This window comes from Ochrobactrum sp. SFR4 (genome assembly GCF_019730395.1).
In the GTDB taxonomy this organism is placed as follows: domain Bacteria; phylum Pseudomonadota; class Alphaproteobacteria; order Rhizobiales; family Rhizobiaceae; genus Pseudochrobactrum.
On the sequence record NZ_JAAPBB010000352.1, the window covers coordinates 1 to 365 of the forward strand.

1 protein-coding gene is annotated in these 365 nt (G+C 61.1%); it reads left to right on the plus strand.

Annotated elements, in window-relative coordinates; all coding sequences use genetic code 11:
- A partial coding sequence (locus HBA93_RS19330; RefSeq protein ID WP_221724376.1) for an asparagine synthase-related protein occupies window positions 1-365 on the plus strand: 365 nt, incomplete at both ends.

Below are 365 nucleotides of genomic sequence, written 5' to 3' on the forward strand. Positions count from 1 at the left end.
TGCCACGATTTTTCCCGATGTGATTGCGGCAGCAGAAGCACCGCTTGTGCGCACCGCACCGGCACCGCTTTACCGGCTGGCACAACTGGTGCGCGATAGCGGGATGAAAGCTGTGCTCACCGGAGAGGGCGCGGATGAGGTCTTTGCGGGCTATGATATTTTCCGCGAAGCCAAAGTCCGGCGTTTTTGTGCGCGGCAACCGCAGTCACAGATCAGGCCGCAACTGTTCCGCAGGCTCTATCCGTATTTGCCGGGTTTGCAGGCGCAAACGCCGGAGACGCTGGCCGCATTTTTTGGCGTTCACGGCAGTGATCTGGCGGATCCGCTCTATTCGCACCGGCCGCGAATGAAGGCGACGGGGGTGG